At 55.3% G+C, this 22,837-nt stretch carries 20 protein-coding genes; 15 read left to right on the forward strand and 5 right to left on the reverse strand.

Annotation, left to right across the window (positions count from 1 at the left end; translation table 11 throughout):
* Nucleotides 1-59 precede the first annotated feature (59 nt).
* Nucleotides 60-284, forward strand: a complete 225-nt coding sequence (locus tag MTX78_RS12655; protein WP_243794612.1) for a hypothetical protein — start codon at nucleotides 60-62, stop codon at nucleotides 282-284.
* Here MTX78_RS12655 and MTX78_RS12660 read toward each other — a convergent pair.
* Complete coding sequence (locus MTX78_RS12660) at nucleotides 281-2,065, reverse strand: L,D-transpeptidase family protein (protein WP_243794614.1); 1,785 nt, start codon at nucleotides 2,063-2,065, stop codon at nucleotides 281-283. The two genes, MTX78_RS12655 and MTX78_RS12660, sit on opposite strands and share 4 nt — an antisense overlap.
* A gap of 351 nt (nucleotides 2,066-2,416) precedes the next feature.
* Here MTX78_RS12660 and MTX78_RS12665 point away from each other — a divergent pair, with 351 nt between their 5' ends.
* Complete coding sequence (locus tag MTX78_RS12665) at nucleotides 2,417-4,231, forward strand: M1 family metallopeptidase (RefSeq protein ID WP_243794616.1); 1,815 nt, start codon at nucleotides 2,417-2,419, stop codon at nucleotides 4,229-4,231.
* A 196-nt stretch (nucleotides 4,232-4,427) separates the two neighbouring features.
* Nucleotides 4,428-5,375 (forward strand): cyanophycinase, encoded by a 948-nt coding sequence (locus tag MTX78_RS12670; protein ID WP_243794618.1) that lies wholly within the window; start codon nucleotides 4,428-4,430, stop codon nucleotides 5,373-5,375.
* 132 nt (nucleotides 5,376-5,507) lie between these two features.
* Here the strand turns inward: MTX78_RS12670 and MTX78_RS12675 are convergent, their stop codons facing one another.
* Complete coding sequence (locus MTX78_RS12675; protein WP_243794620.1) at nucleotides 5,508-6,491, reverse strand: isoaspartyl peptidase/L-asparaginase family protein; 984 nt, start codon at nucleotides 6,489-6,491, stop codon at nucleotides 5,508-5,510.
* Between the two features lie 145 nt (nucleotides 6,492-6,636).
* On the opposite strand from MTX78_RS12675, the gene MTX78_RS12680 reads away from it, so the two are divergent.
* The 3 genes from MTX78_RS12680 (at nucleotide 6,637) to MTX78_RS12690 (ending at nucleotide 8,908) form a co-directional block, all read left to right on the forward strand.
* On the forward strand, nucleotides 6,637-7,062 hold the full coding sequence (locus tag MTX78_RS12680) for a DUF3127 domain-containing protein (protein WP_243794621.1): 426 nt from the start codon (nucleotides 6,637-6,639) through the stop codon (nucleotides 7,060-7,062).
* 211 nt (nucleotides 7,063-7,273) lie between these two features.
* Nucleotides 7,274-8,146: an SDR family oxidoreductase gene (locus tag MTX78_RS12685; RefSeq protein ID WP_243794623.1), complete on the forward strand. Its 873-nt coding sequence runs from the start codon at nucleotides 7,274-7,276 to the stop codon at nucleotides 8,144-8,146.
* Between the two features lie 132 nt (nucleotides 8,147-8,278).
* Nucleotides 8,279-8,908, forward strand: coding sequence for an AlbA family DNA-binding domain-containing protein (locus MTX78_RS12690; protein WP_243794625.1), 630 nt, complete (start codon nucleotides 8,279-8,281; stop codon nucleotides 8,906-8,908).
* 110 nt (nucleotides 8,909-9,018) lie between these two features.
* Here MTX78_RS12690 and MTX78_RS12695 read toward each other — a convergent pair whose 3' ends face one another.
* Together MTX78_RS12695 and MTX78_RS25355 are read right to left on the reverse strand one after the other, a co-directional pair.
* Nucleotides 9,019-9,354: a hypothetical protein gene (locus tag MTX78_RS12695; RefSeq protein ID WP_243794627.1), complete on the reverse strand. Its 336-nt coding sequence runs from the start codon at nucleotides 9,352-9,354 to the stop codon at nucleotides 9,019-9,021.
* 298 nt (nucleotides 9,355-9,652) lie between these two features.
* Nucleotides 9,653-11,158, reverse strand: coding sequence for an alpha/beta hydrolase-fold protein (locus MTX78_RS25355; protein ID WP_317258899.1), 1,506 nt, complete (start codon nucleotides 11,156-11,158; stop codon nucleotides 9,653-9,655).
* A gap of 150 nt (nucleotides 11,159-11,308) precedes the next feature.
* Here MTX78_RS25355 and MTX78_RS12710 point away from each other — a divergent pair, with 150 nt between their 5' ends.
* The 9 genes from MTX78_RS12710 (at nucleotide 11,309) to MTX78_RS12750 (ending at nucleotide 21,861) form a co-directional block, all read left to right on the forward strand.
* Nucleotides 11,309-12,013 (forward strand): alpha/beta hydrolase-fold protein, encoded by a 705-nt coding sequence (locus tag MTX78_RS12710; RefSeq protein ID WP_243794644.1) that lies wholly within the window; start codon nucleotides 11,309-11,311, stop codon nucleotides 12,011-12,013.
* Nucleotides 12,014-12,167: 154 nt separating this feature from the next.
* Nucleotides 12,168-13,187, forward strand: a complete 1,020-nt coding sequence (locus MTX78_RS12715; protein WP_243794646.1) for an ATP-grasp domain-containing protein — start codon at nucleotides 12,168-12,170, stop codon at nucleotides 13,185-13,187.
* A gap of 130 nt (nucleotides 13,188-13,317) precedes the next feature.
* Nucleotides 13,318-14,415 (forward strand): carboxylate-amine ligase, encoded by a 1,098-nt coding sequence (locus tag MTX78_RS12720; protein ID WP_243794648.1) that lies wholly within the window; start codon nucleotides 13,318-13,320, stop codon nucleotides 14,413-14,415.
* A 242-nt stretch (nucleotides 14,416-14,657) separates the two neighbouring features.
* Complete coding sequence (locus MTX78_RS12725; RefSeq protein ID WP_243794650.1) at nucleotides 14,658-15,506, forward strand: type 1 glutamine amidotransferase; 849 nt, start codon at nucleotides 14,658-14,660, stop codon at nucleotides 15,504-15,506.
* A 48-nt stretch (nucleotides 15,507-15,554) separates the two neighbouring features.
* Nucleotides 15,555-16,742, forward strand: a complete 1,188-nt coding sequence (locus MTX78_RS12730; RefSeq protein ID WP_243794652.1) for a hypothetical protein — start codon at nucleotides 15,555-15,557, stop codon at nucleotides 16,740-16,742.
* Between the two features lie 175 nt (nucleotides 16,743-16,917).
* Complete coding sequence (locus tag MTX78_RS12735; RefSeq protein ID WP_243794654.1) at nucleotides 16,918-17,445, forward strand: YkvA family protein; 528 nt, start codon at nucleotides 16,918-16,920, stop codon at nucleotides 17,443-17,445.
* A 182-nt stretch (nucleotides 17,446-17,627) separates the two neighbouring features.
* On the forward strand, nucleotides 17,628-19,889 hold the full coding sequence (locus tag MTX78_RS12740; protein ID WP_243794661.1) for a S46 family peptidase: 2,262 nt from the start codon (nucleotides 17,628-17,630) through the stop codon (nucleotides 19,887-19,889).
* A 73-nt stretch (nucleotides 19,890-19,962) separates the two neighbouring features.
* Nucleotides 19,963-20,559, forward strand: coding sequence for a hypothetical protein (locus tag MTX78_RS12745; RefSeq protein ID WP_243794663.1), 597 nt, complete (start codon nucleotides 19,963-19,965; stop codon nucleotides 20,557-20,559).
* Nucleotides 20,560-20,592: 33 nt separating this feature from the next.
* Entirely contained in the window at nucleotides 20,593-21,861 is a 1,269-nt protein-coding gene (locus MTX78_RS12750) for a metal-dependent hydrolase family protein (protein ID WP_394805615.1), read from the forward strand.
* 60 nt (nucleotides 21,862-21,921) lie between these two features.
* Here the strand turns inward: MTX78_RS12750 and MTX78_RS12755 are convergent, their stop codons facing one another.
* Complete coding sequence (locus tag MTX78_RS12755) at nucleotides 21,922-22,677, reverse strand: glycosyltransferase family 2 protein (RefSeq protein WP_243794670.1); 756 nt, start codon at nucleotides 22,675-22,677, stop codon at nucleotides 21,922-21,924.
* Nucleotides 22,678-22,837: the final 160 nt, after the last annotated feature.

A 22,837-nucleotide genomic window follows, 5' to 3' on the forward strand; every position in this document is an offset into this window, starting at 1 on the left:
TTGCACTAAGTGTTTACATAGATAAACATTGTAATCTTAAGCGCAATCTTTGATTACATATGTTAGAGATAGACAATCAGCCCCCTCCTCTGTTCCTACTGTGGCGTGACTTACAAGAATTGTCTGATGCTTTAACAACTCTGAAAACGGAGTTGCTATGTAAGGGCATCTGCCATCGTTATCCGCTACGCATATATGATATACAAAAAGCCCCCTTGCTGGCAGGCAGCAAAGGGGCTTATGAAAACGCTTACATGGCCATCAAGCCGAGCGAGAAATACTAATTGAAGTACTCTCTAGCCAAAGATTTATCGTGGCCATAGATGTCGTCGCGAAAGTTGACGTTTCCGTCTGTATCAACCCAAGCTGTGAAATACACTAGGTACACTGGGAGGTGCTTGGGCAGGCTAACGTACTGCTCTTGGCCAGCAGCTATTGTTTCCTCTATCCGAGTTAGGTCCCACCCTTGCTTGTTACGAAGCAGATACTCGGCCAGCTTCAACGGCTCTTCTACGCGTACGCACCCGTGGCTAAAGCCACGCTTGGTCTGGCTGAACAACTCGTCGTGCGGAGTGTCGTGCAGGTAGATATCCTGGGAGTTGGGGAAGATGAACTTCACATCACCGAGGTCGTTTTTTGGACCTGGGCGCCGACGTAACGTGTACTTCCAAGTGGCTTGTGTTACGTTGGCCCAGTCAACGGTGGTGGGGTCAATAGGGGTTGCTTTGGCACCCCAGCCTTTGACCACTTCCATGTCTAGGCGGTCGAGTACAGCATGTGGATCAGCGGCCAGTTTTGGGCGTAGCTCCTTGTCGATGATGCTGAAAGGAACGTTCCAGTACGGAGCCAATACCACCGATTCCATCTTGTCGCTGAAGACCGGCGTGGCGTTAAGTGTCTTGCCTACGATAACCCGCATATCGAAAACTTCCTTGTTGCCTTCGACAACGTGAAGCTTATAATCCGGAATGTTTACTAAGAGGTAATCGGGCTCGAACTTCTTAGGGATCCAGCGCCAACGCTCCATATTAATGATGAGCTGCTCGATACGCTGAGTGACTGGAACGTTGAGCAAACGTAGCGTTTCACCACTTACTATCCCGTCCGCTTTGAGGCCATTTTGGCTCTGAAAAGACTTCACTGCGGCTACCAGTTCGGCGTCATACTTCTCGGCTGGAGCAGCAGGAGCAGTACCCGTGTTGCCGGTATTTGCTACCGTCTGAACTGGCGTGGCTGTCACGCCATTGGTAGCCACTGGGGCGGCAGCATCAGGAGCTTTCGTGCCAAGCAACCGCTGGCGCAACAGCGCAACGGCTGGCGACGGTTGACCGGGTTTGAGTTTGGTAGTGGCCGGGAGTACAGGCCATCCCCCGTTCCGTTGGATGTCCCGGTAGCTGGCTAACGCCTTCTTCAACTGGTCATACTCCGGATGCAGAGGCTCGAACTCGTAATAAGGATACGTGCTTTCTCGCTCCTTCAGAATGGTCATTAAGGCTTTGTGCAGCTTGATCTTGTTCCGCTTCACTTGCCAATCTATGGTCTTCACTTGGCGTGGGTCTACCGTGCCCCGATAGAAGTCGGATGCCCAGTTGAAATACGTCCCGGAAAGCGCCACATCAATCTCCTTTTCCAAGGCGTTTCGCTTGGCAGAATCACCCTTAACAGCCTCTAAATCAGCAAACAGCTTATCAAAATCCTTGGTTTTATATTCTTTAGGATCAAGCCCTTCGTCGGCGGCCTTGTCGATAACGCCGAGCATGGTTTTGGCTTGGGGAACCAGTTGATGGTCGCGAAACCAGCCTAGGCGGAAGCCCCGTTCTCGGTAGAACTTCTTGCCCCAATCAATCTGATCTTTGAACTTGGGCTCGGCACTCATGTACTTCACAATGTACACGCTGTCGAGTTTGGGTTGCGCGCCCCCAGCCTTGGACGATAGCCCTGGCAGTGACTCTTCTATTCTAGACTTCTGCTCCTGACTGCACGACGACGCGACAGTAAATACTGACAGGCTGAGGAGCCAAAACAGTAGAGTGGTCAGGAAAGCAGGACGAAACAATGTGTTCATGCAAATAGGTGGGAATAGCTAAAACGAACGACTCTCGACAGTGGTCATCAAGAAGTGAGTTCTTCTTGTAGAGCCGAACAGTCGGTTGCGCGTTCTACTGCATTCCCAGCGTATAAGTTGCTTGAAGAGCAGTATTCTCCTCAGCTTGCAAGTTAGCGGGTTTTGCCGACACACTTGTTATTCACACAGGTCTATTCCTGGCACCGTACCTGGCACGCTGCCTCACTGTCTTGGCGTCGGATCAGGCACGGGTTGCTGCGTTGTATGCCACCCGCCGGCGGAAGTGGTTTGGCTATCTTTAGGGCTTCGTCGGCCGACGCTTTATTGGCTGGCCTCATTAGCTTTTCGTTTATGCCTACTGTTGTTGCTTCTTCCATCCCCCGCTTCACGCCCGATCCGCACAGCTACGCTCGCCCCTCGGAAGTTAGTGTGCAGCACCTCTCCCTTACCCTGACCGTTGACTTCGAAACTCAGACGCTGGCGGGTTCCGCTACCTGGCAAATTCGAAACCACACCGGCACCTCCCACCTGTTGCTCGATGCCCGTGAGCTAGCCATCGACGCGGTGCTGCTCGGCAACCGGCAGGGTCAACCGACCGAGTTTGCGTTGGGCGAACCCGACCTGGTACTTGGACAACCGCTGCGGATAGCTATTCAACCCGACACGCAAGAAGTCACCATCTACTACCGCACCACTCCTGGAGCGGCGGCCTTGCAATGGCTGACGCCGGAGCAGACGGCTGGCCGGCAGCACCCATTCTTGTTCACCCAGTCGCAAGCCATTTTGGCCCGTACCTGGATACCCTGCCAAGACTCGCCGGGCGTGCGCTTCACCTACGACGCCCAAGTGCAAGTTCCTGCCGAGTTGCTGGCGTTGATGAGCGCCGAGAATCCGCAGGCCCGCAACACCACCGGGCAGTACAGCTTCCGGATGGCACAACCAATTCCTTCCTACCTAATGGCGCTGGCAGTTGGCGACGTGACGTTCGAACAGCTGAGTGGGCGCACCGGCATTTACGCCGAGCCCGTTACCCTGCCTTCGGCAACCAGTGAGTTTCAGGATTTGGAGAAAATGGTAGCTGCCGCCGAAGAACTGTACGGCCCATATCGGTGGGAGCAATACGATTTGTTGGTACTCCCCCCGTCCTTTCCGTTTGGTGGAATGGAGAACCCACGTTTAACATTTGTAACACCTACTATTCTGGCTGGTGACCGAAGCCTCACCAGCTTGGTGGCCCACGAGTTGGCGCATTCCTGGAGCGGCAACCTAGTTACCAACGCCACCTGGAACGATTTCTGGTTGAATGAAGGCTTTACGGTCTACTTCGAGCGGCGGATTATGGAGAAACTTTACGGCCGCTCCTACTCCGATATGTTGCAAGTGCTTGGTCATACAGGCCTCTTGCATACACTCGCCGAGCTTGGACCGGCTAGCAAAGACACCCACTTGCACCTCGACCTAGCAGGACGGGACCCCGACGAAGGCCTCAACGATATTGCCTACGAGAAAGGCGACTATCTACTTCTCACCCTCGAACACCTAGTAGGTCGTCCCGCGCTTGACACCTTCATCAAGGAGTACTTCGCGCAGCATAGCTTCCAGAGCATGGATACTCACTCCTTCGTGGCCTACCTGCGGCATGCGTTACTAGACAAACACCCTGGCTTGGAAGAGCAGCTTCAGCTTGACGGCTGGGTGAACGGTCCTGGTATTCCGGCAGTGGCACCGCCCGTGGGCTCGTCGCGCTTCGAGGCAGTGGAGGCAGCGCTACAGAACTGGCAGCACGGCACACCAGCAACCGAGCTACAACCTGCGGAGTGGAGCAGCCATGAGTGGGTGCACTTCCTGCACGGGTTGCCGACAGCTCTGTCCATAGAAAAGGTGGCGGAGCTTGATGCAGCCTTCGGGTTCACACAATCCGGTAATGCCGAGATACTGGCGGCATGGTTTCCCCGAACCATTGCCGCTGGCTACTCTCCTGCCGACGAAGCCCTTCGTCAGTTCCTGACCCACGTGGGGCGGCGTAAATTTCTGACTCCGCTCTACAAAGCATTGCTAGCAACGCCAGGCGGCCGGGAGAAGGCGCAACAACTGTACGCGGTGGCTCGCCCGAACTATCACGCAGTAGCAACCAGCACTTTCGATTCTCTGGTGGGGCAAGCGTAGCCCTTACGCATTCACTGCAACAAGTAAGGGAAAGGGCACCATAGCAGCCGGAAAAATGTAGTAATCTTTTGCCACTGGTTAGGAATTCGACATTGCGTGTTGTTTTTTGTTTATAGCGTTGAGTTGCCTGGTCCGAAGCTTGCTTGTCGCAGCTTGCGGTTTCTTATTTTGTGTTGTACTAGTTTGATTTTTTGCGTTGAAGAACATTAAACCATTGGGTAAGCTTATTGCCATCGGCGGCAATGAAGACAAGGGCACCTACCCTAACCCGCGTACGAAAAAGAAATACTACCTCAACTTTTTCGAGTTAGGCATTTTGAAACGGGTGGTGCTCGAATCCGGCAAAGAAGATCCGCGCATCGAAGTCATTACCACGGCTTCCATGATTCCGGAAGAAGTGGCCAAGATCTACGTGACTTCCTTTGCCATGCTCAACTGCCATCAGGTGGGCATCATGGATATTCGGACGCCCGAAGATGCACTACTGCCTGAGTATGTAGAACGGCTGCGCCACGCCGATGTAGTCATGATGAGCGGCGGCAATCAGTCGCGCCTCACCCAGATGTTTGGCGGCACCGAATTTCTGCGGGTACTGAAGCAGCGCTACCACGAATCTCCCAACTTCATTATTGCGGGCACTTCGGCGGGAGCCATGGCCATGTCGCAGACAATGATTTCGGGCGGCAGCGTTCCTGATGCCCTGATGAAGGGCGCCGTGAAGATGAGTACCGGCCTCGGCCTGCTCGATAATGTGGTTATCGACTCCCACTTTGTGAAGCGCGGCCGATTTGGGCGGCTCATTGAGGCGGTGGCACTGCATCCCAAACTGGTTGGTATCGGGTTGGGCGAAGACACCGGCGTACTGATTACGGGCGGCAATCAGTTTGAAGCCGTCGGCTCGAATCTGGTGGTGATTATGGACGGACACAAGCTCGAGCACAATAACGCCAGCGCCGCCCGCAAGGGGGAAGCCATTTCCATAGAAAACATGCTGCTGCACGTGCTGGTGAAAGGCAACGTGTATGACGTATCCCAGCGCGAATTCTATCCCAACCTAAAACTGCTACTCCAAGCCGTTGAATCCGACCAACTGACGACCGAGCAGTCAGCCAACGCGCCAGCGCCAGTTCCCACGGACTCGTAACTTCCTCTCGGGCGTATTACTGAAAAAGCCGCGTTTCCAGCTTTGGGACGCGGCTTTTGCATGTTTAAAGTAGTATCTGGTTTTTCTTCGGCTACTCCTTATATATATAGGTACAAAAACCAACCGGCCAGCTTAGTCTTTATAGATGCCGATGTAAAGCTTGGACGACGTATAACTACCACGGTACATACCCTCGGAATTGAAGGGCAATGCTACGTTGCCAGCGGCATCTACAGCCACGAGCCCCCCCTCCCCGCCCACTGGCGCTAGCTTGTCGTGCACCACAATGCGGCAGGCCTCGGCCAAGCTTAAATTACGATACTCCATCAGGCAGCTGATGTCGTGGGCCACCATCGCGCGCAGGAAAAACTCGCCGTGCCCCGTGCAGCTAATAGCGCAGGTGCAGTTGTCGGCAAAGGTGCCCGCACCGATAATGGGCGAGTCGCCGATGCGGGAGTAGCGCTTGTTGGTCATGCCGCCGGTGCTGGTGGCGGCGGCTAGGTTACCATGCTGGTCGCAGGCAACGGCTCCAACGGTACCCATCTTCTTTTTCGGGTCTTCGTTGGGAAACGCGCCCGGCTCAGCAAGCGGCGTAGCCGCGGCTAGCGCCTGGCTGTGGTCGAGGCGCATGCGGCCTTCTTGGAGTGCCTCCTGCAACTGGTCGAAGCGGTGCTGTGTGAAAAAGTATTCAGCAGGTTGCATGGGCAGGCCGTATTCCCGCGCCAGCTCGTCGGCCCCGGGGTAGGCCAGCAGCACATGTTCGGTTTTCTCCATCACCAGCCGCGCCGCCCGAACCGGATTTTGCACGGTCCGGACGCCAGTCACGGCGCCAGCGGCCCGGTTGCGGCCGTCCATGATGGCGGCGTCCATTTCCTGGTGGCCCTCGTGCGTGAACACGGCGCCCCGGCCAGCATTGAAGAGCGGATTGTCTTCGAGGCTGCGCACGGCTAGTTCCACAGCGTCGAGGGCGGAGCCCCCCTGCCGCAGTAACTCGTACCCAACTTCCAAGCTCTCCCGCAAACCTGCCTGGTAGGCGAGTTCTTTTTCGGGGGTCATGAGAGCGGGAGAAATAGTGCCGGCGCCACCGTGGATGGCCAGTGAAAAAGGATGATTCATGCGCAACGAAACTTCGGGCTGATTATCGAAGTTAACCCAAAGGTACGCACCTGCTCGAGCTCATCGGCAGCTAGTCTGGATAGCCGAACCCCGTTTTTTTTCGTACGTTTGATTTACTGTTTTCACTCCCCAAAATATTTACCTTATGGCTTACGATGCTACCGGCCGCCTGCACGAAATCTTCGATGAACAGCAGGTGAGCGAGAAATTCCGCAAGCGCGAGTTCGTGCTGGAAGTTGTAGATGGCCAGTACCCTGAGCATATCAAGTTCCAATTAGTGCAGGATAAAACTGCCCTCATCGACCCGTTCAAAGTGGGCGACGAGGTGAAAATTGCGTTCAACCTCCGGGGCCGCGGCTTCAACAAAAACGGCCAAATGCTGTACTTCACCAACCTAGAAGCGTGGCGCATTGAGCCCGCCGCTGGTGGTACAGGTGCTCCGCAAGGTGGTGGCTATCAGCAAGCGGCACCCCGCGCTGCTACTTCAGCCCCCGCTGCCAACCAGAACCCCAATCTGCGTGCTTCGGCCGCTCCGATTGCCTCCGACGACGACAACGACTTGCCTTTTTAAGCTATAGCCGTTGGCGCATGCCAAGCAACGAAATGCCGCTTCCAAAAAGGAGCGGCATTTTTTATGCTACAGTGTCGCAACCCTTCATCTATCTCCACAGGCAGGGCTATATTACCTGCTTGACAAACTTTCCTTCGGCCTTGTCTCGTTAATAGCCGCATATTGCCCGGCTAGTTCTTACTTGCCGCCGCTTCCACCGTATTCGCCGCGTATGGCTATTTCTATTGGGTCTTCCCTTATTGGCAAAACTGCACTCGTTACCGGAGCTAGCAGTGGAATTGGATTGGTAACAGCCCGGGAGTTGGCACGCCGGGGAGCACGCGTGATTATGGTATCACGCAACGCGGAGAAAGCGGAGCGTGCCCGCACCGCCATTTTGTTTTCCTCGCCTCACGTGCAGCTAGATGTCCGTCTCTGTGACTTATCGTTGGTGGCTAATGTGCAACAGCTCGTTCAAGACATCAGCCGCGACTACAGCAAGCTGGATATTCTGATAAACAACGCGGGCATCATGCCTGGCCCGCTAACCATCACGTCGGAAGGGCACGAATTAAGTTGGGCGACCAATCATCTGTCGGTTTTTGCGCTCACCCAATTGTTGCTGCCGCTGCTGTCGGAAGCGGAAACAGGCCGTATCGTTACGGTGGCTTCGGAGGCGCACTGGCTGGGGGAAATAGAACTGTCGCAGGAGGCGCGCAACGCTCCGGAAAAATACAGTTGGCTCACTGCTTACGCCGATTCTAAGCTGGCCAATATCCTGTTCACCACCGAGCTGGCTTACCGCCTGGAGCTTACCAACATAACGGCAAACTGCTTGCATCCGGGCTTGGTGAACACGGGCCTCGTGCACGCCGGTAGCTCTTGGGGTATGAAAGCCCTTTGGTGGCCTGCCAAGCCGTTCATGATCAGCCCGGAGAACGGCGCTAAAACCAGCATTTATTTGGCTACTTCACCGGATGTGACCAAGGTAAGCGGCCTGTATTTCAAAAACTCCCGGCCAGGCCGCAGTTCTAGCCGCGCGCAAAATCGCACGGATGCTGCCCGGCTCTGGCGGATTTCGGAAGAAGAAACTGGAATTGAATAACCACGCGTTTCCCTTCCGGTTGGACGGGTGCCGTCCGGCCCGAGGAAAAATCCGTAGTTGATAACCTATACTTTCCTCTCGCGCGGACAGCCTTTATTGCCCACGCCTAGAAAGTTGAAGCGTAGCTACCTTATGCCTGACCTACACAGCTTGATTCGACAAGGCGAGGGAGAGCGGCTGGAATTCAAAAAGAAAACCACCCACCCTACCCGCATTTCGCGCACCTTGGTTTCATTGGCAAACACCCACGGTGGCCAGGTGTTGGTGGGGGTGGACGATGACGGCCGCATTGTGGGCGTGCGCGATGCCGAAGAGGAAATGTACTTGCTTCGCCAAGCCGCGGAACACTATGCGGATCCTCCCCTCACGCTTAGAATCAGAGAAATTGAAGAAGAGGGCCGCACCATTCTGGTTGTGACGGTGCCTGAAAGTGCCCACAAACCGCACCGCGCCCAAGTAGCCGACGGCGACTGGCGTGGCTATGTGCGCGTGCGCGACGAAAGTGTACAAACCAGCCAGCTTACCGAACGAGTTCTAGAACGCACCGAGCCCGCCTTCCCGCGCTTAGAGAAATTGCCTCTCAATAAAGAGGAACTAGCGGTGCTAGAGTATTTACGCCAGAACCCACGCATCACGCTACAACAGTATATGAAGCTGCTCAACATCGGGCAGCGCCGGGCCTATCGAACTTTAATTAAGCTAACCCTTCACGGCTACATAAAACACCACGACAAAGAGAAAGAGGTGTATTACACGTTGTAAACTCTTTCACTACTCTGCTGGCGCTATATTATATATCCACCAGCGCATAGTAATTAGTTTCTCTCTTTCTAGTTGTGATATATTTTTATTCTCAATAGCAGTTAAAGCAGTTAGAATATTTTCTGTCCAAAAACTTCAACCAGCCAGAATGGAAATTGCTCGGCACTTTTGTTCCAACCAATTAAACATCTTTCTATCAGACTCTCAGGATGCACGTTCGTAAGAGGCTTTCTCTCTGCTAGAATTCGGCCAGCAACTTCCTGGTCTACAAAACTAGCTTCCACCCTCTGCGCACGTTCGAATACTTGCATAACGCCTTCTACTACTATATCATCGGCTACTTCACTTAGCACATAAATTAACTGTCTAGTTTTTAAGTCACCATAGCTATCAGAAGCACTATAAATTTCAGTTACAATATCTTCAGGCGTCTTAGGGAGTTTCATATTTTACTTGTTCCGACTTACTCTACATCTCTACTACTTATTGTAAATGAGTCTACCTGATAAATAAATAAAAAGGCCTAAACAATATAAGTAGTTTAGGCCTTTCGATTAATTAGTTTATTCTTGCTTACGAGCGCGAGCTTGCTTTTTCTCGTCTTTGGCAGCCTTCTTTTCTTTAGTTGTCTTGACAGGCTCCTTCTTTTTTTCTTTGCGGGCGTCTTGCGCTTTGGCCATAATGTGAGGGTTTAGGAGTGTGAGGTAAAAGAAATAACGCAGTCGGTGGACGGCGTGTTGCTCGCTAAGCCGGCAAATTCGGCAGGTACCGCTCCCGCAATATATGCAGGTGATGCGCCTCGTGGCCAGGCAGTATAAAAGCCAGAGCCCGCACACTGACAGGAAAGCCGCTAGCCGTACCCATCCGGTCGTAGGCGGCGGGCTGAAACGACTCGTACAGGCTCAGCGTGGCAGCCCGCACGGTGTCGTACTCTTGTAGAATGCTTTCCAACGTGCGGTCATTGGCGCCGGAGGTAGGCACATAGTCGTTTTGCTCGAAGCCCGCTAGGGGTTGCTGGTCGCCGCGGGCGATGCGCAGGGCCCGGTACGCGAAGATGCGCTCGGTGTCAATGATGTGCACCAACGATTCCTTGATGGTCCATTTGCCTGGCGCATACGCGAAGAGGGCCTGCTCGTTGGTGAGGTGCCCGACGAGGCGGTGCAACTCTTGCGGCTGCTGCTGAAGCTGGAACAATGGATTCGCCCCATCGGGCACCAAGCTGATGTAGGTGTCGTAGTAGGCGTTGTACTGGCCAGCGGCCGGGCGGGGCGAAGCAGACATAAATGAAGCAGGTAAAACGGATGCCGCTAAGTACTGAGAAAAATGCGTATTGCCACAATGCCGCCGCCGGTGAAGTCGCTGCCGGCTGTTCCAGGGGCTGGTAAGCTGGCTTGTATCTGCCTGAAGTACAGCCCGGGGGGCAGTAGCGCCAGGCACTCCAAAGGCCCAATACAAAAAGTCGGGCAGTAGGTGCCCCCACGTGTGCTGGTTGTGGCGCCCCCCCGCTACCTCCACGTAGCGGATACATGAATCAGGCAGGCCCTGGCGAACCAGAACCGCCATTAGGTCGAGGGTATCTTCGATGGAATCGATGATGCCGTTGTGGTTTCGGTCGTTGGTTTCGTCGAGGGTGCCGGTTTGCAGCCAGAATTGCTGGTCGGGGTGGGCGGCGCGGGCCCGCACCAAGCGGTGCATGATCCGGTCGGCATCGGTGTAGCCGTCGTTGATAGCGCGCTGGCGCCACCAGAAGGAGCCGGAAAAGGCCCCGGCCCGCGTGGCTGTTTCGGGGTGGTGCCACACGAAATCGAAAGCGGTAAGCCCACCCAAGGAACAGCCGGCAACTACGGTTTGGGCCGCCGCCGCGGTGACGTGGTAGTGCTGTTGCACGTAGGGCAGCAGTTCGTGCACCATGAATTCAGTGTACAAACCGGCCCGGCTGCCCCGGTTAAGGTAGTCGGGTTGCGCGGCGGTGCCGTACTCCTGAATGCGCTGATGGGCATGGATGGCCACGAGTACGAAGGGCTGTAGCTGCCGCTCCCGGTAGAGGTGGCGCAGGATAGCGGGTAGGCGCAAGCGGCGCAAATCCTGGCCGTCGTTGAGGTACAGAACGGGATAAGGCGCGGCGGCAGCAGGGTTGTAGCCGGGAGGTAGCACCACGTCGAGCTGAACGGGCCGCCCCAAAAACCTGGAATGCAGCGCAGCGTCGGGCACCACTCGCAGGGAGCGACTACGCTCGGAATCAATTGGCAAATACATCCACAAAAGTAAAATTCTTAGCCCTTACAATAACCTCCACCGTAGCATTAGCCGTTTAGACGAAGAAGAATTGCACAGATATTTTCGATAAGTTTCAACTTATTCTTTTCTTATTGTCATTGTTCACCTCTAGTTGACTGGATTTTGCAGGAAGCCTACCGCCCCTTTTACTCGCACAACCTCGGCCATGATGTGGAGATGCTGGTCTTCGGCGACCTTGGCTACCCCATCGTACTTTTCCCCACTTCCATGGGGCGCTACTACGAAGCCAAGGATTTCAAGCTGCTCGAAGCCGTGCAGTGGTTCGCCGACACGCACAAGTTCAAGTTCTATTGCATCGACGGCGTAGACCGCCACACGTGGTACGGCAAGCACCTGCACCCAGCGGAGCGCGTGCAAAACCACATCCGCTACGACCAGATGGTTAGCCAGGAACTGGTACCGATGCTGCAGCAGGAGTGCCACGTCGATAAGATTGGGGTTGCTGGCTGCAGCTTCGGAGGCTACCACGCCATGAATTTTGCGTTTCGCCACCCCGACCAAGTAGCGCACTTACTTACCATGGGCGCCGCCTTCGACATTAGGCAGTTTCTGGATGGCTACTACGACGAGAACGTATATTACAACAACCCACCCGACTTCATGCCGAATGCAGAAAACGAGCATTTTCACCGCATGAATATCGTGCTGGGCACCGCCGAACACGATTTCTGCAAGGGCTCCAACTTCCAGATGTCCGACATTCTGCACCGCAAAGGCATCCGGCACTGGTTGGATGTAGACCCGTTCGGCACCCACGACTGGCCAGTGTGGCGCGAGATGTTTCCGCGTTATTTATCACAACTTTGAGGGCTAAGAAGCAAGAGTTCAACCTGTAGAATGTTGGTGCAAGTACTTGCTTTAGCGCCTTTCTTCTTTGTGTTCGACGCTGCTGTTTCAACGTTCTAAGTAACCTCTCTTTCCACTTTAACCCTGCCCGGACTCTTCCCTTCGGGCTCAGCTTATGAAAAAAATCGGCATTCTTTTCGGACAGGAAAACACCTTTCCGCAGGCCTTCGTGGACCGCGTAAACCAGAAAGCGGGCGGCAGCTTCGCGGCTGAATTCGTTAGTATCAGCCAAGTCGAACAGGCAGTACCAACTGATTACGCTGTCATCATCGACCGGATTTCGCAGGACGTACCTTTCTACCGCGCCTACCTTAAGAATGCGGCTCTTACGGGTACGGCCGTCATCAACAACCCTTTCTGGTGGAGCGCCGATGAGAAATTCTTCAATAATGCGCTGGCCGTACAGCTTGGCGTACCAGTGCCACGCACGTTGCTCCTGCCTTCGAAGCAGCGGCCTGATGACACCAGCCACAATTCGTTCCGTAACCTGGAGTGGACCAACTGGGACGAAGCGTTTGCCAAAATTGGCTTCCCAGCCTACATGAAGCCTCACTCCGGTGGTGGCTGGAAGAGCGTGTACAAGCTCGATAACATCCACGACTTTCACCGCGCCTACGACGAAACCGGCCAACTGGTAATGTTACTCCAAGAAGCAGTTGACTTCACCGACTATTTCCGCTGCTACTGCATCGGGGGCAAGGAGGTGCTCATCATGCCGTACGAGCCGCGCAACGAGCCGCACTTGCGCTACGCCACCGAAATGAAAACCACTGGCCAAGCTGGCAAGAAGCTTCTGGCTACCATGAAAGACTATGTGCTGAAGCTGAACCAAGGCTTGGGCTACGACTTCAACACCGTGGAATTTGCTGTGCGCGACGGTATTCCGCTGGCCATCGACTTCGGCAATCCGGCGCCCGATGCCGACGTGAATTCTGTTGGTCAGCAGAACTTCGAGTGGGTGGTGGAAGCCGCCGCCAACCTGGCTATCAGCCGGGCCAAGGCCCACAAGCCGGGTCGCGATAACCTGACCTGGGGCACGTTCGTACGAAATTCAGCTGGCGGTCCGGCCGCTCCTGCCAAGAAGGCCTCCAAGAAGGACGAAGAAGTGAAGCCGAAAGCTAAAAAGAAAGATTAAGCAACGTTGTTGAATTGTTGTTCCGACGCGAGAGGAATCTGAGTGTAGTAGTCGAACGGCTTATTCAGATACCTCCCGCGTCGGAATGCTAGTTTTTTAACCTTATCCGACCACCTATACCACCTTAACCATGCCCCAATTCACGCTCGGAATAGAAGAGGAATTTCAGACGATAGATCCCGAAACCCGTGACTTACGCTCCCATATGTCGGAGATTGTGGAAGGCGGTAAGGTGGTGTTGCAGGAGCAAGTGAAAGCCGAAATGCACCAGTCGGTGGTAGAGGTTGGTACTACTATCTGCCACAACATTTCGGAGGCCCGCGAGCAAGTAACGCACCTGCGGCGCATGGTCATCGGCTTGGCCGATAAGGTCGGACTGCAAATAGCCGCGGCGGGTACGCACCCGTTTTCTCGGTGGCAGGACCAGCCCATTACGGCTGATGCCCGCTACGACAAGATTGTGGAAGAATTGCAGGAGGCCGCCCGCTCCAACCTAGTTTTTGGGATGCACGTGCATATTGGGCTTGAAAACCGAGATTTGGGCGTGTATGTCATGAACACGCTACGGTATTTTCTGCCGCACGTTTTCGCGCTTTCAACCAACTCGCCGTTCTGGGAAGGACGCGAAACAGGTTACAAGTCGTTCCGCACCAAGGTATTCGAGCGGTTTCCCCGTACGGGCATTCCCGATTATTTCAGCAGTGCCAGCGAGTACGATGAGTACATTGCCTTGCTAGTAAAGACGGGCTGCATCGACAATGGCAAGAAGATTTGGTGGGATTTGCGGCTGCACCCCTTCTTTGATACCATCGAGTACCGCATCTGCGACATGCCGTTGCGGGTAGACGAAACGGTAGCCTTAGCGGCTGTGATGCAAGCCTTAGTGGCCAAAATCTACAAGTTGAAAAGCCAAAACCTCAACTTCCGGCTCTACCGCAAAGCCCTCATCAATGAAAACAAATGGCGGGCCGCGCGGTACGGCATCGACAGCAAGATGATTGATTTCGGCAAGGAATCGGAAGTTCCTACCCGGGAGCTCATCATGGAGCTGCTGGAGTTTATCGACGACGTGTTAGACGAGCTTGGCAGCCGCCATGAAGTGGAATACGTGCACAAAATGCTGGAAATGGGCACCGGCGCCGACCGGCAGCTGAAAATTTTCAAGGAAACCAACGACTTGAAAAAAGTGGTGGATTTCATTGTCAGCGAGACGTCACACGGGCTATAATGCTGGAAGAGGAAACGCGGAGCACCCGGACCGCGTTTCCTCTCTTTCCAGGCTTCTTCGGTCGTACATGTTCTGCGCATCGTATGCAGCAGACTGCTTTTGTTCATTGAGAGCAGGACCAGGCTGCAAAAGCTTGGCGTTTGTTTTTTGTACTTTTGCTTTTTGCTGCTACTTGCCTATCCGCTCTAGCAAGCGGATACTCACTGTTTTGAACTACCCTAGCCGCCGGGCGGCCCCATTATATGAAGCCTCTTAAAATTGCTATTCTGGACATGTACGACAATGCTCCCAACGAGGGCATGCGTTGTATTCTCCAACTTGTGCGTCGGGCACAGGAAACCAGCCCCATTAGTCTTGCTTTTGATGTATTCAATGTGCGGGCTAACGTAGAACTGCCTGATCTGAGCTATGACATCTATATTTCCAGTGGCGGCCCCGGCAGTCCGCTCCCGACCGATGAAGCCTGGGAAAAGCCCTACTTTTCGCTCATTGATAGCCTCTTCGCTTGGAACCGAGAGCATAGCCAAAAGAAGCACGTGTTTCTAATTTGCCACTCCTTCCAGCTGGTAAGCCGACACTTGGAAGTAGGACTGTTGAGTAAGCGCAAGTCCACTTCGTTCGGCATTTTCCCGATGCACAAGACTGAAGCGGGCCAGGCCGACCCCATCTTAGGTACTCTGCCCGAACCGTTTTTCTCGGTTGATTCGCGCGACTACCAAGTGACGGAGCCTAACGAAGCCCGCTTAGCAGCATCCGGCATGACTGTTCTGGCTATGGAAAAAGAACGCCCGCACGTGCCTTTGGACCGCGCCATTATGGCTATTCGCTTCACGCCCGAGATTATTGGCACCCAGTTCCACCCCGAGGCCGACGGTGAGGGTATGTTGCGCCACTTCCAAACCACCGAGAAGCGCGAGCAGATTATAGCCAACCACGGCGAGGCCAAATACGAGGAAATGGTGCGCCTACTTCAAGACCCGCACACCATCGAGTTAACGGAGTCCCTGGTTGTTCCCACTTTCCTGCGCCAAGCAGTGGCGGCACTGGCCCCCACTGCCACCGACCGGCAGCCCGCTGGCGTGACATTTTAGTGCTTTTAGAATAGCTCCAGCGCTCATCCTTTCATCTACTCTCCTTCTATGATTCCTGAATTTCGCGCCCGCTACAACCAAGCTTTCAGCCCCGAACGCTATCAGGAAATGTTGCACACGATAGATCAGGAGTTGCCGGGACAACTGGAGTTTCGCTTAGCCGAGACACCGATTTTCGTGCCGGCTGCGTTGCGGGAGAAGTTGGTGCAAGCGGGCGAAAGCATCATCGACGTACTGACGGCACCCGACTTCAAAAGTCGTACGGAGCAGGCCGTCCCGCCTGCCCTACGAGTGCCCAACGAAAACGCGCATACTTCTTTCCTTGCTATTGACTACGCGGTGTGCCGCAATGCCAACGGCGAGCTAGAGCCTCAGTTGATTGAACTACAAGGCTTTCCCTCGCTGTATGCTTTCCAGGATTACTTCCAGGATGCGTATCGTCGGTTTTTCCCGGTGCCCGATTCTGTTTCTCACCTTTTCCAGAACCCTAGCTCCGCCGACTACATAGAGCGGCTTCGGCAACTGATTGTAGCCGACGAAAACCCAGAGAATGTGATTCTACTGGAGCTGTTTCCGGAAAAGCAGAAAACCCGCATCGATTTCGAGCTGACCAAGCGCTATTTGGGCGTGACGCCCGTGTGCCTAACCAAGGTACGCAAGGAGGGCCGGCAGTTGTATTACGAGCAAGATGGCCGCCGCATCCCGATTAAGCGTATTTACAACCGGGTTATCTTCGATGAATTAGCGCACTATCCCGGCCTCGAAACCGAGTTCGAGCTAACCGACGACGTAGACGTGGAATGGGTGGGGCACCCCAACTGGTTTTTCCGCATCAGCAAGTACACGCTGCCGCTGCTCCAAAGCCCCTATATCCCCCCAAGCTACCGCCTCGACCAACTGTCTACCTACCCCACCGACCTGGAGAACTACGTGCTCAAGCCACTGTTTTCCTTCGCGGGCAGCGGCGTGAAACTCGATGTAGCCGCTGCCGACCTCGACGCCATAGCCGACAAGCATAACTACCTCTTGCAGCGCAAAGTGCAGTACGAGCCCGTTGTTCAGTCGCCGGATGGACTGGTGAAGTGCGAAATTCGAATGCTCTACGGCTGGCCCGATGGCGACGCCCGCCCCACCCTGCTCACCAACCTGGGCCGCCTTAGCCGCGGCGCCATGATAGGCGTGGACTTCAACAAGAACAAAGATTGGGTAGGCGGCTCGGTGTGCTTTTTCGAGTAATTGTCCCGCCGGTAACTGACGCATTTCACATCAGTCGCACCACATTTCATCTGCAGCAATTAAAAAATAAACTGGAAGAAATAGGGCCAGTATAAAAAGCGTCTTGCATGGAGCATTTGCCTCTCCAATAACCTCCTTTGCCTTCCCCGCGTAAGCCCGGAGAAAACCTCATCATATGTCTTCTCTCTTAGAAAAAGGGCTTTCCATCTCAAAAAACGCGCTATTCAGCGTATTCCTCAATCGCGCTGGTAAGTTGCTAGGCCGTCCATTCCGAGCTGTGCTGGTGCTCAACGAAGTAGCCACCAAGCTCGCCAGCAAGGAAAGCGGCGACAACAAATTCAAGCAGGTATTCGACGTGGCCCGCACGCTGGTACGGCTGGTGCGCAACTACATCAGCGGCAGCTACCGGCAAGTAGACAACACCACCATTATATCGGGGCTGGCAGTATTGCTGTACACGCTTTCACCCATTGATTTGGTACCGGATTTTGTGCCTGTTGTGGGCTTCTTGGATGACTTGGCCCTCATCAGCTGGTTTGTAGAGAAGTTCCAGGATGAAATCCGCCGCTTCCGCGAGTGGGAGGCTGCCAATCCGACCGACGAAACCGACGACATCCCAGCGGCTTCCTCGAAGCCGGGCTACGCAGCGTCTAATACCAACGCCGAAAACTTGCCGGCCGTTGCGGAAATGGGTCACTCCTAGCCTGCAGGCTGGCGGCGCGAATGTAACTATCCGCTCTGCTTCCTAGGGAAATTTTAAAACGCCCAACCTTAGCTGGTTGGGCGTTTTTGTTTGCCCGTAGTCAACGTAGCCCCACAAGTAATCATGTCTGCCTGCAGCTAGTAGGCTATTTTTGTGTTCTTTTTCCGTACATCCGCTCTACTATGAATTTACGTTTCCGGCTGGCCGCGCTGGCGCTGGCTCTTCTGTCTTTTCTTCCGCAAGCTCGCGCCGACGAAGGGCTATGGTTGCCGCTGCTACTCAAGCAGCTCAACGAGGCCGATATGCAGAAAAAGGGCCTCAAACTCACCGCCGACCAGATATACAGCATCAACCAAGGCAGCTTGAAAGATGCCGTAGTACAATTTGGGGGAGGCTGCACCGGCGAAATTGTCAGCAGCCAGGGCCTGCTGCTCACCAACCACCACTGCGGCTACAGCCAGATTCAACAGCATTCCTCGGTTGAAAACGACTACCTCACGAAAGGGTATTGGGCCATGACCCGGGAGCAGGAACTTCCTAATCCGGGCCTCACGGCTACGTTTATTGTTAAGATGGAAGACGTAACCAGCCAAGTGCTGGCCGGGGTGCCAACAGCCAATGTGCAGGAGGCCGACCGGGAGAAACTAGTGCAAGCCAATATCCAGCGGGTGGCGCAAGCAGCCGTGCAAGGCACGCACTATCAAGCGTTTATTCGTCCGTTCTACAACGGCAACGAGTATTATCTATTTGTAACTGAAGTGTTTCAGGACATCCGGCTGGTGGGTGCCCCCCCAAGCAGCATCGGTAAGTTCGGCGGCGACACCGACAACTGGGCCTGGCCCCGCCACACCGGCGACTTCAGCATGTTCCGCATTTATGCCGGCCCCGACAACAAGCCCGCCCCCTACTCCAAAGACAACGTCCCGTTTACGCCCCGCCATCACCTACCCATTTCCTTGGCGGGCGTGCAGCCCGGCGACTTTACGCTGGTTTTCGGCTTTCCCGGCCGCACCAACGAATACCTGACGAGTTGGGGTGTGGAGGAAACCTATTCCGTATCGAACCCAGCCAAAATCAAGGTGCGCGATGCGAAGCTGAAAATCTTGGCCGCTGATATGCAGGCTTCTGACAAGGTGCGCATTCAGTATGCGGCCAAGTATGCCAGCATTGCCAACTACTGGAAAAAGTGGATTGGGGAAAACCGCGGCTTGAAAAAACTGGACGCCGTGACGCGCAAGCAGCAACAGGAAGTAACGTTTCAGCAGTGGGTGAACAGCGGCGACGAGGCCCGCAAAGCAGCCTATGGCACGCTGCTTCCTCAACTAGAGCGCAGCTACACCGCCGCGCGCGACTATACGCTAGCCCGCGACTACGTGACTGAGGCCGCCCTAGGCGTTGAGCTAGTGGCCGTGGCCAACAGCTTGGTTCCGCTGGCCGAAATGGTGCAAAGCAAGGTACCGGCCACCGAGCTAGCTACCGCAGTAGATAAAGCCCGGGCTGGCGTAATTAATTTCTACCGCAACTACAGCGCCGCCACCGACCAGAAAGTAGCTACCGCCCTGTTGCCACTCTACGCCACCGGCACGCCCACCACGCTGCTGCCTACCTACGTAAAAAACCTATCCAAACAGTATCCGGGCCAAAACGGCTGGAGCACGTACGTAACGCAGCTATATGACAAGTCGCGGCTAACCTCCAATGAAAGCGCCCAGGCGCTCCTCAACGAAGTAGCCAAAGGCAACGCTCGCGCCCTGCTCGATGACCCGGCCGTGCAGCTGGCCTCGGCCATCGTCAGTAACTATCGCACCGCCATCCTGCCCACCTACACCGCCGCCACCGACAACATTGCGTTGCTCCAGCGCACGTACGTAGCCGGCTTACGGCAACAACAGCCCGAACGCAAGTTCTACCCCGATGCCAACTCCACGCTACGCGTCGCCTACGGCCAGGTACAGCCCTACGCCCCCGCCGACGGTGTTAAGTACGACTTCTATACCAACCTCGACGGTATTATGGAAAAGGCGGACCCGACTAACCCTGAGTTTGAAGTGCCCGCCCGCCTCACCGAACTGTACCAAACCAAGAATTACGGCTCTTATGCCTACAAAGGCAGCGTACCCGTTGCCTTCATTGCCACCAACCACACCACCGGCGGCAACTCCGGCTCCCCCGTCATCAATGGCCGCGGGGAGTTAATTGGCATCAACTTCGACCGCAACTGGGAAGGCACCATGTCCGACATCATGTTCGACCCCGACCGAGTCCGCAACATCACCCTGGACGTGCGCTATATGCTGTTCGTAGTCGATAAGTTCGCCGGAGCCAAGCATTTGGTAAACGAAATGACCTTAGTAAGCAGCTCGGACCAGGCCGCGCCCGAAGCAGGGAAGAAGATCAAGAAAGTAAAAGCGAAACGTCAGTCAAGCACGGCCACGGTTCGGTAATGTGCCAGCTTGCAACCTTACAGACCGGGAGCGACTCGAAGGAGTGGCTCCCTTCTTTATTCTAGGCTAACTCATGAAAAGAACGTTTACACTCGCTACCGTTTTATTAGGCGCTTTAACGCCAGGCTTCAGTCAGAAACTGATGCTTACGGGTAGTTACACACGTGTCAGTGAAGATTCGTTTGCCGGAGTTGCTTCCACTTCCTTGCACACTGTGCTCCCGCTCGGGCAGCATATGGTGGCTGGCGTGGGCATAAGTGCCGGCCGCAACCGACAGGTGTACCAGGACTTTATATCATATCCTGATGCAGCAGGCGGCGGCCGGGCCATTGGGGCGTATCATAACTTTCTGTATTCGTTGCAGGGCTTTCTGGCCGCACGGCTCGCGTTTGCGCCCCACTATGAAGCGACGATAGGCCCTAGCGCCGGTTTTTACTTACTAGGTGCGCGCGAACGAAGCGACGAACTGAAGCCTGGATTTGGATTATGGTCCAACGTAACATACAAGCACATCGGCGGGAGCCGCTTCAATGTAGACGCTGTTTTTCATCCTAAAGTATTGCTACGCAGTTTCCCTGTAGAGGACGCGAACTTTCGGTTCGATGACCAGCGACTATTTGTGTGGGATGCGCAGGTGGGTATATCGTATGATTTGAAGCGGCAGCCCTAACTTGTAGGAGTCAATCAACTTCCCCCTACTTTGTTGCGCCTTCTCTTCGCTTGCAGCTTTTTTCTGCTCACTAGCCTTTCCAGCGCGGCCCATCCGCCCGCGGCCACCGTGCTTTTGCTGCTCCGCCCCGCGGCCGTCTTCGATGGCGAGGCGCTACATCCTGGTTGGGTGGTGCTGGTTGAAAATGACCGAATCCGGGCCGTGGGGCCGGCCGCACAGGTAACGGCCCCCGCGGGTGCCCGCACCTTGGAGTTGCCAGGCCTTACGCTGCTGCCTGGGCTGATTGAGGGTCACTCCCACTTACTGCTGCATCCCTACAACGAAACACCCTGGAACGACCAGGTACTGCTCGAATCAGAAGCTCTGCGGGTGGCGCGCGCCACGGCCCATGCCCGCGCTACGCTGGCGGCCGGTATCACCACCGCCCGCGACCTGGGTACGGAAGGTGCTGGTTATGCCGATGTTGGGTTGAAGCAAGCCATAGACCAAGGCCTGATTCCGGGCCCACGCCTACTGGTAGCCACTCGCGCCCTAGTAGCCACGGGCAGCTATGGCCCTAAGCTTTCTGTGGATGTCGAGGTGCCGCAAGGCGCTCAAGAAGCCGATGGGGTTGATGGTATCATCCGGGCCGTGCGGGAGCAAATCGGCAAAGGCGCCGACATCATCAAAGTATACGCCGACTACCGGTGGGGTGCCAACGAGCCAAGCCGCCCCACCTTTACGCAAGATGAGCTCAATCTGATTGTGAAAACCGCTAACAGCGCGGGTCGTCCAGTAGTGGCCCACGCCAGCACCCCCGAAGGCATGCGCCGGGCCACGCTCGCTGGCGTGCAAACCATCGAGCACGGCGACGGCGGCACCGCCGAAGTCTTCAAACTCATGAAGCAGCGCGGCGTCGCTCTGTGCCCCACCGTAGCCGCCGGCGACGCTATTTCACAGTATCGCGGCTACCGCAAAGGCCAAGACCCGGAGCCCGAGCGCCTGCGTCAAAAGAAAGAAAGCATGAAGCTCGCTCACCAAAGTGGCGTGGCGCTGGCCATCGGTGGCGACGTGGGCGTGTTCACTCACGGCGACAATGTACGCGAGGCCGAACTCCTAGCTCGCGAATACGGCCTTACTGCTCTCGAAGTACTGCGCGGCTTCACCAGCGGCAACGCCCGTATCTTCCAACTCCCTGACCGTGGCCGCATTCAGCCCGGTCTCCTCGCCGACCTGGTAGCCGTCACCGGCGACCCTACACAAGACGTAGGCGCCCTCCGCCAAGTGAAGCTGGTGCTAAAAGGCGGCGTAGAAGTGAAATAAAATTGTTGTCCTTCCGACATTCCGCTTGATGCGCGGAATGCTGGAAGGACAATTTTACCCTTAGCCTGGCCGCTCCACGCCTACTGCTTGTAGTTGCTCGGCGTACTTGTCGTAGATGACGCGCAGGTCGGCGCCGTGCTTGTCGGCGTCCACGCCAATGCTGACGTTGCTGGTGTGGAAGCGGTGCAGATGGCTGATGTGGGGCGACAGAATAGGCAGGTGCCCCGCCAGCAGGAAGCGCACGTAGAGGTCGAGGTCTTCGGCCATTTCAATTTCCTCGTCGTAGCCGCCGACCTTTTCAAACAGACTCCGAGAGTAGCATACATTACCTTGAATGAAGTGCTCGGCTTTGAAAATGGCCTTGAGCATGTCGGCTGCGGAATCGAAGCGCCACGCATAGTAGTCTTCGCTAGGCAGATAGCGGCGTTCTTCGTCTACGCGCAGGAAGTCGGCCACAAACCAGGGCTGGTCGGGGTGGCGTTGCACCAAATCGGCGTAGTGATACAGACAACGTTGCAGCAATACGTCGTCGTCGTCGAGAGGCACCAGCCAGGAATCAGCGGGTGTTTCCCGAATCAGGATGTTGCGGGCCGGACCGGGCTGCAGTTTGGTTTGCTGGCTGATGACGCGCAGCGCCTCGCCTTTTTGGTCGGTGGTGCGCAACCAGTCGGCGGTGTCGTCGGTGCTGGCGTTTTCCAGGATAAGGTGCTCATAGTGAATGTCGAGCGGGGCCGTGATGGTGGCCCGGACGCTGGCAATGGCCTCAGGCAGAAACTGACGGCGGTTGTGGGTCGGCGTGATAACCGTAAAGTGCATGGCAGAAAACGCAAGAAGTAAGCAGGCAGCCATAAAAGGCGCCCATGGTACAGTTGGCCGATAAGGAGCTCCCTCTTATTCTGTTGAGATGCGGAAAAAGTTGCCCTACCTGGTGCTCATAGTCAACTTTGTTGCTCTGTTGGGCGTTAGTTGGCTCTTA

The organism is Hymenobacter tibetensis (assembly GCF_022827545.1).
Classification (GTDB): domain Bacteria; phylum Bacteroidota; class Bacteroidia; order Cytophagales; family Hymenobacteraceae; genus Hymenobacter; species Hymenobacter tibetensis.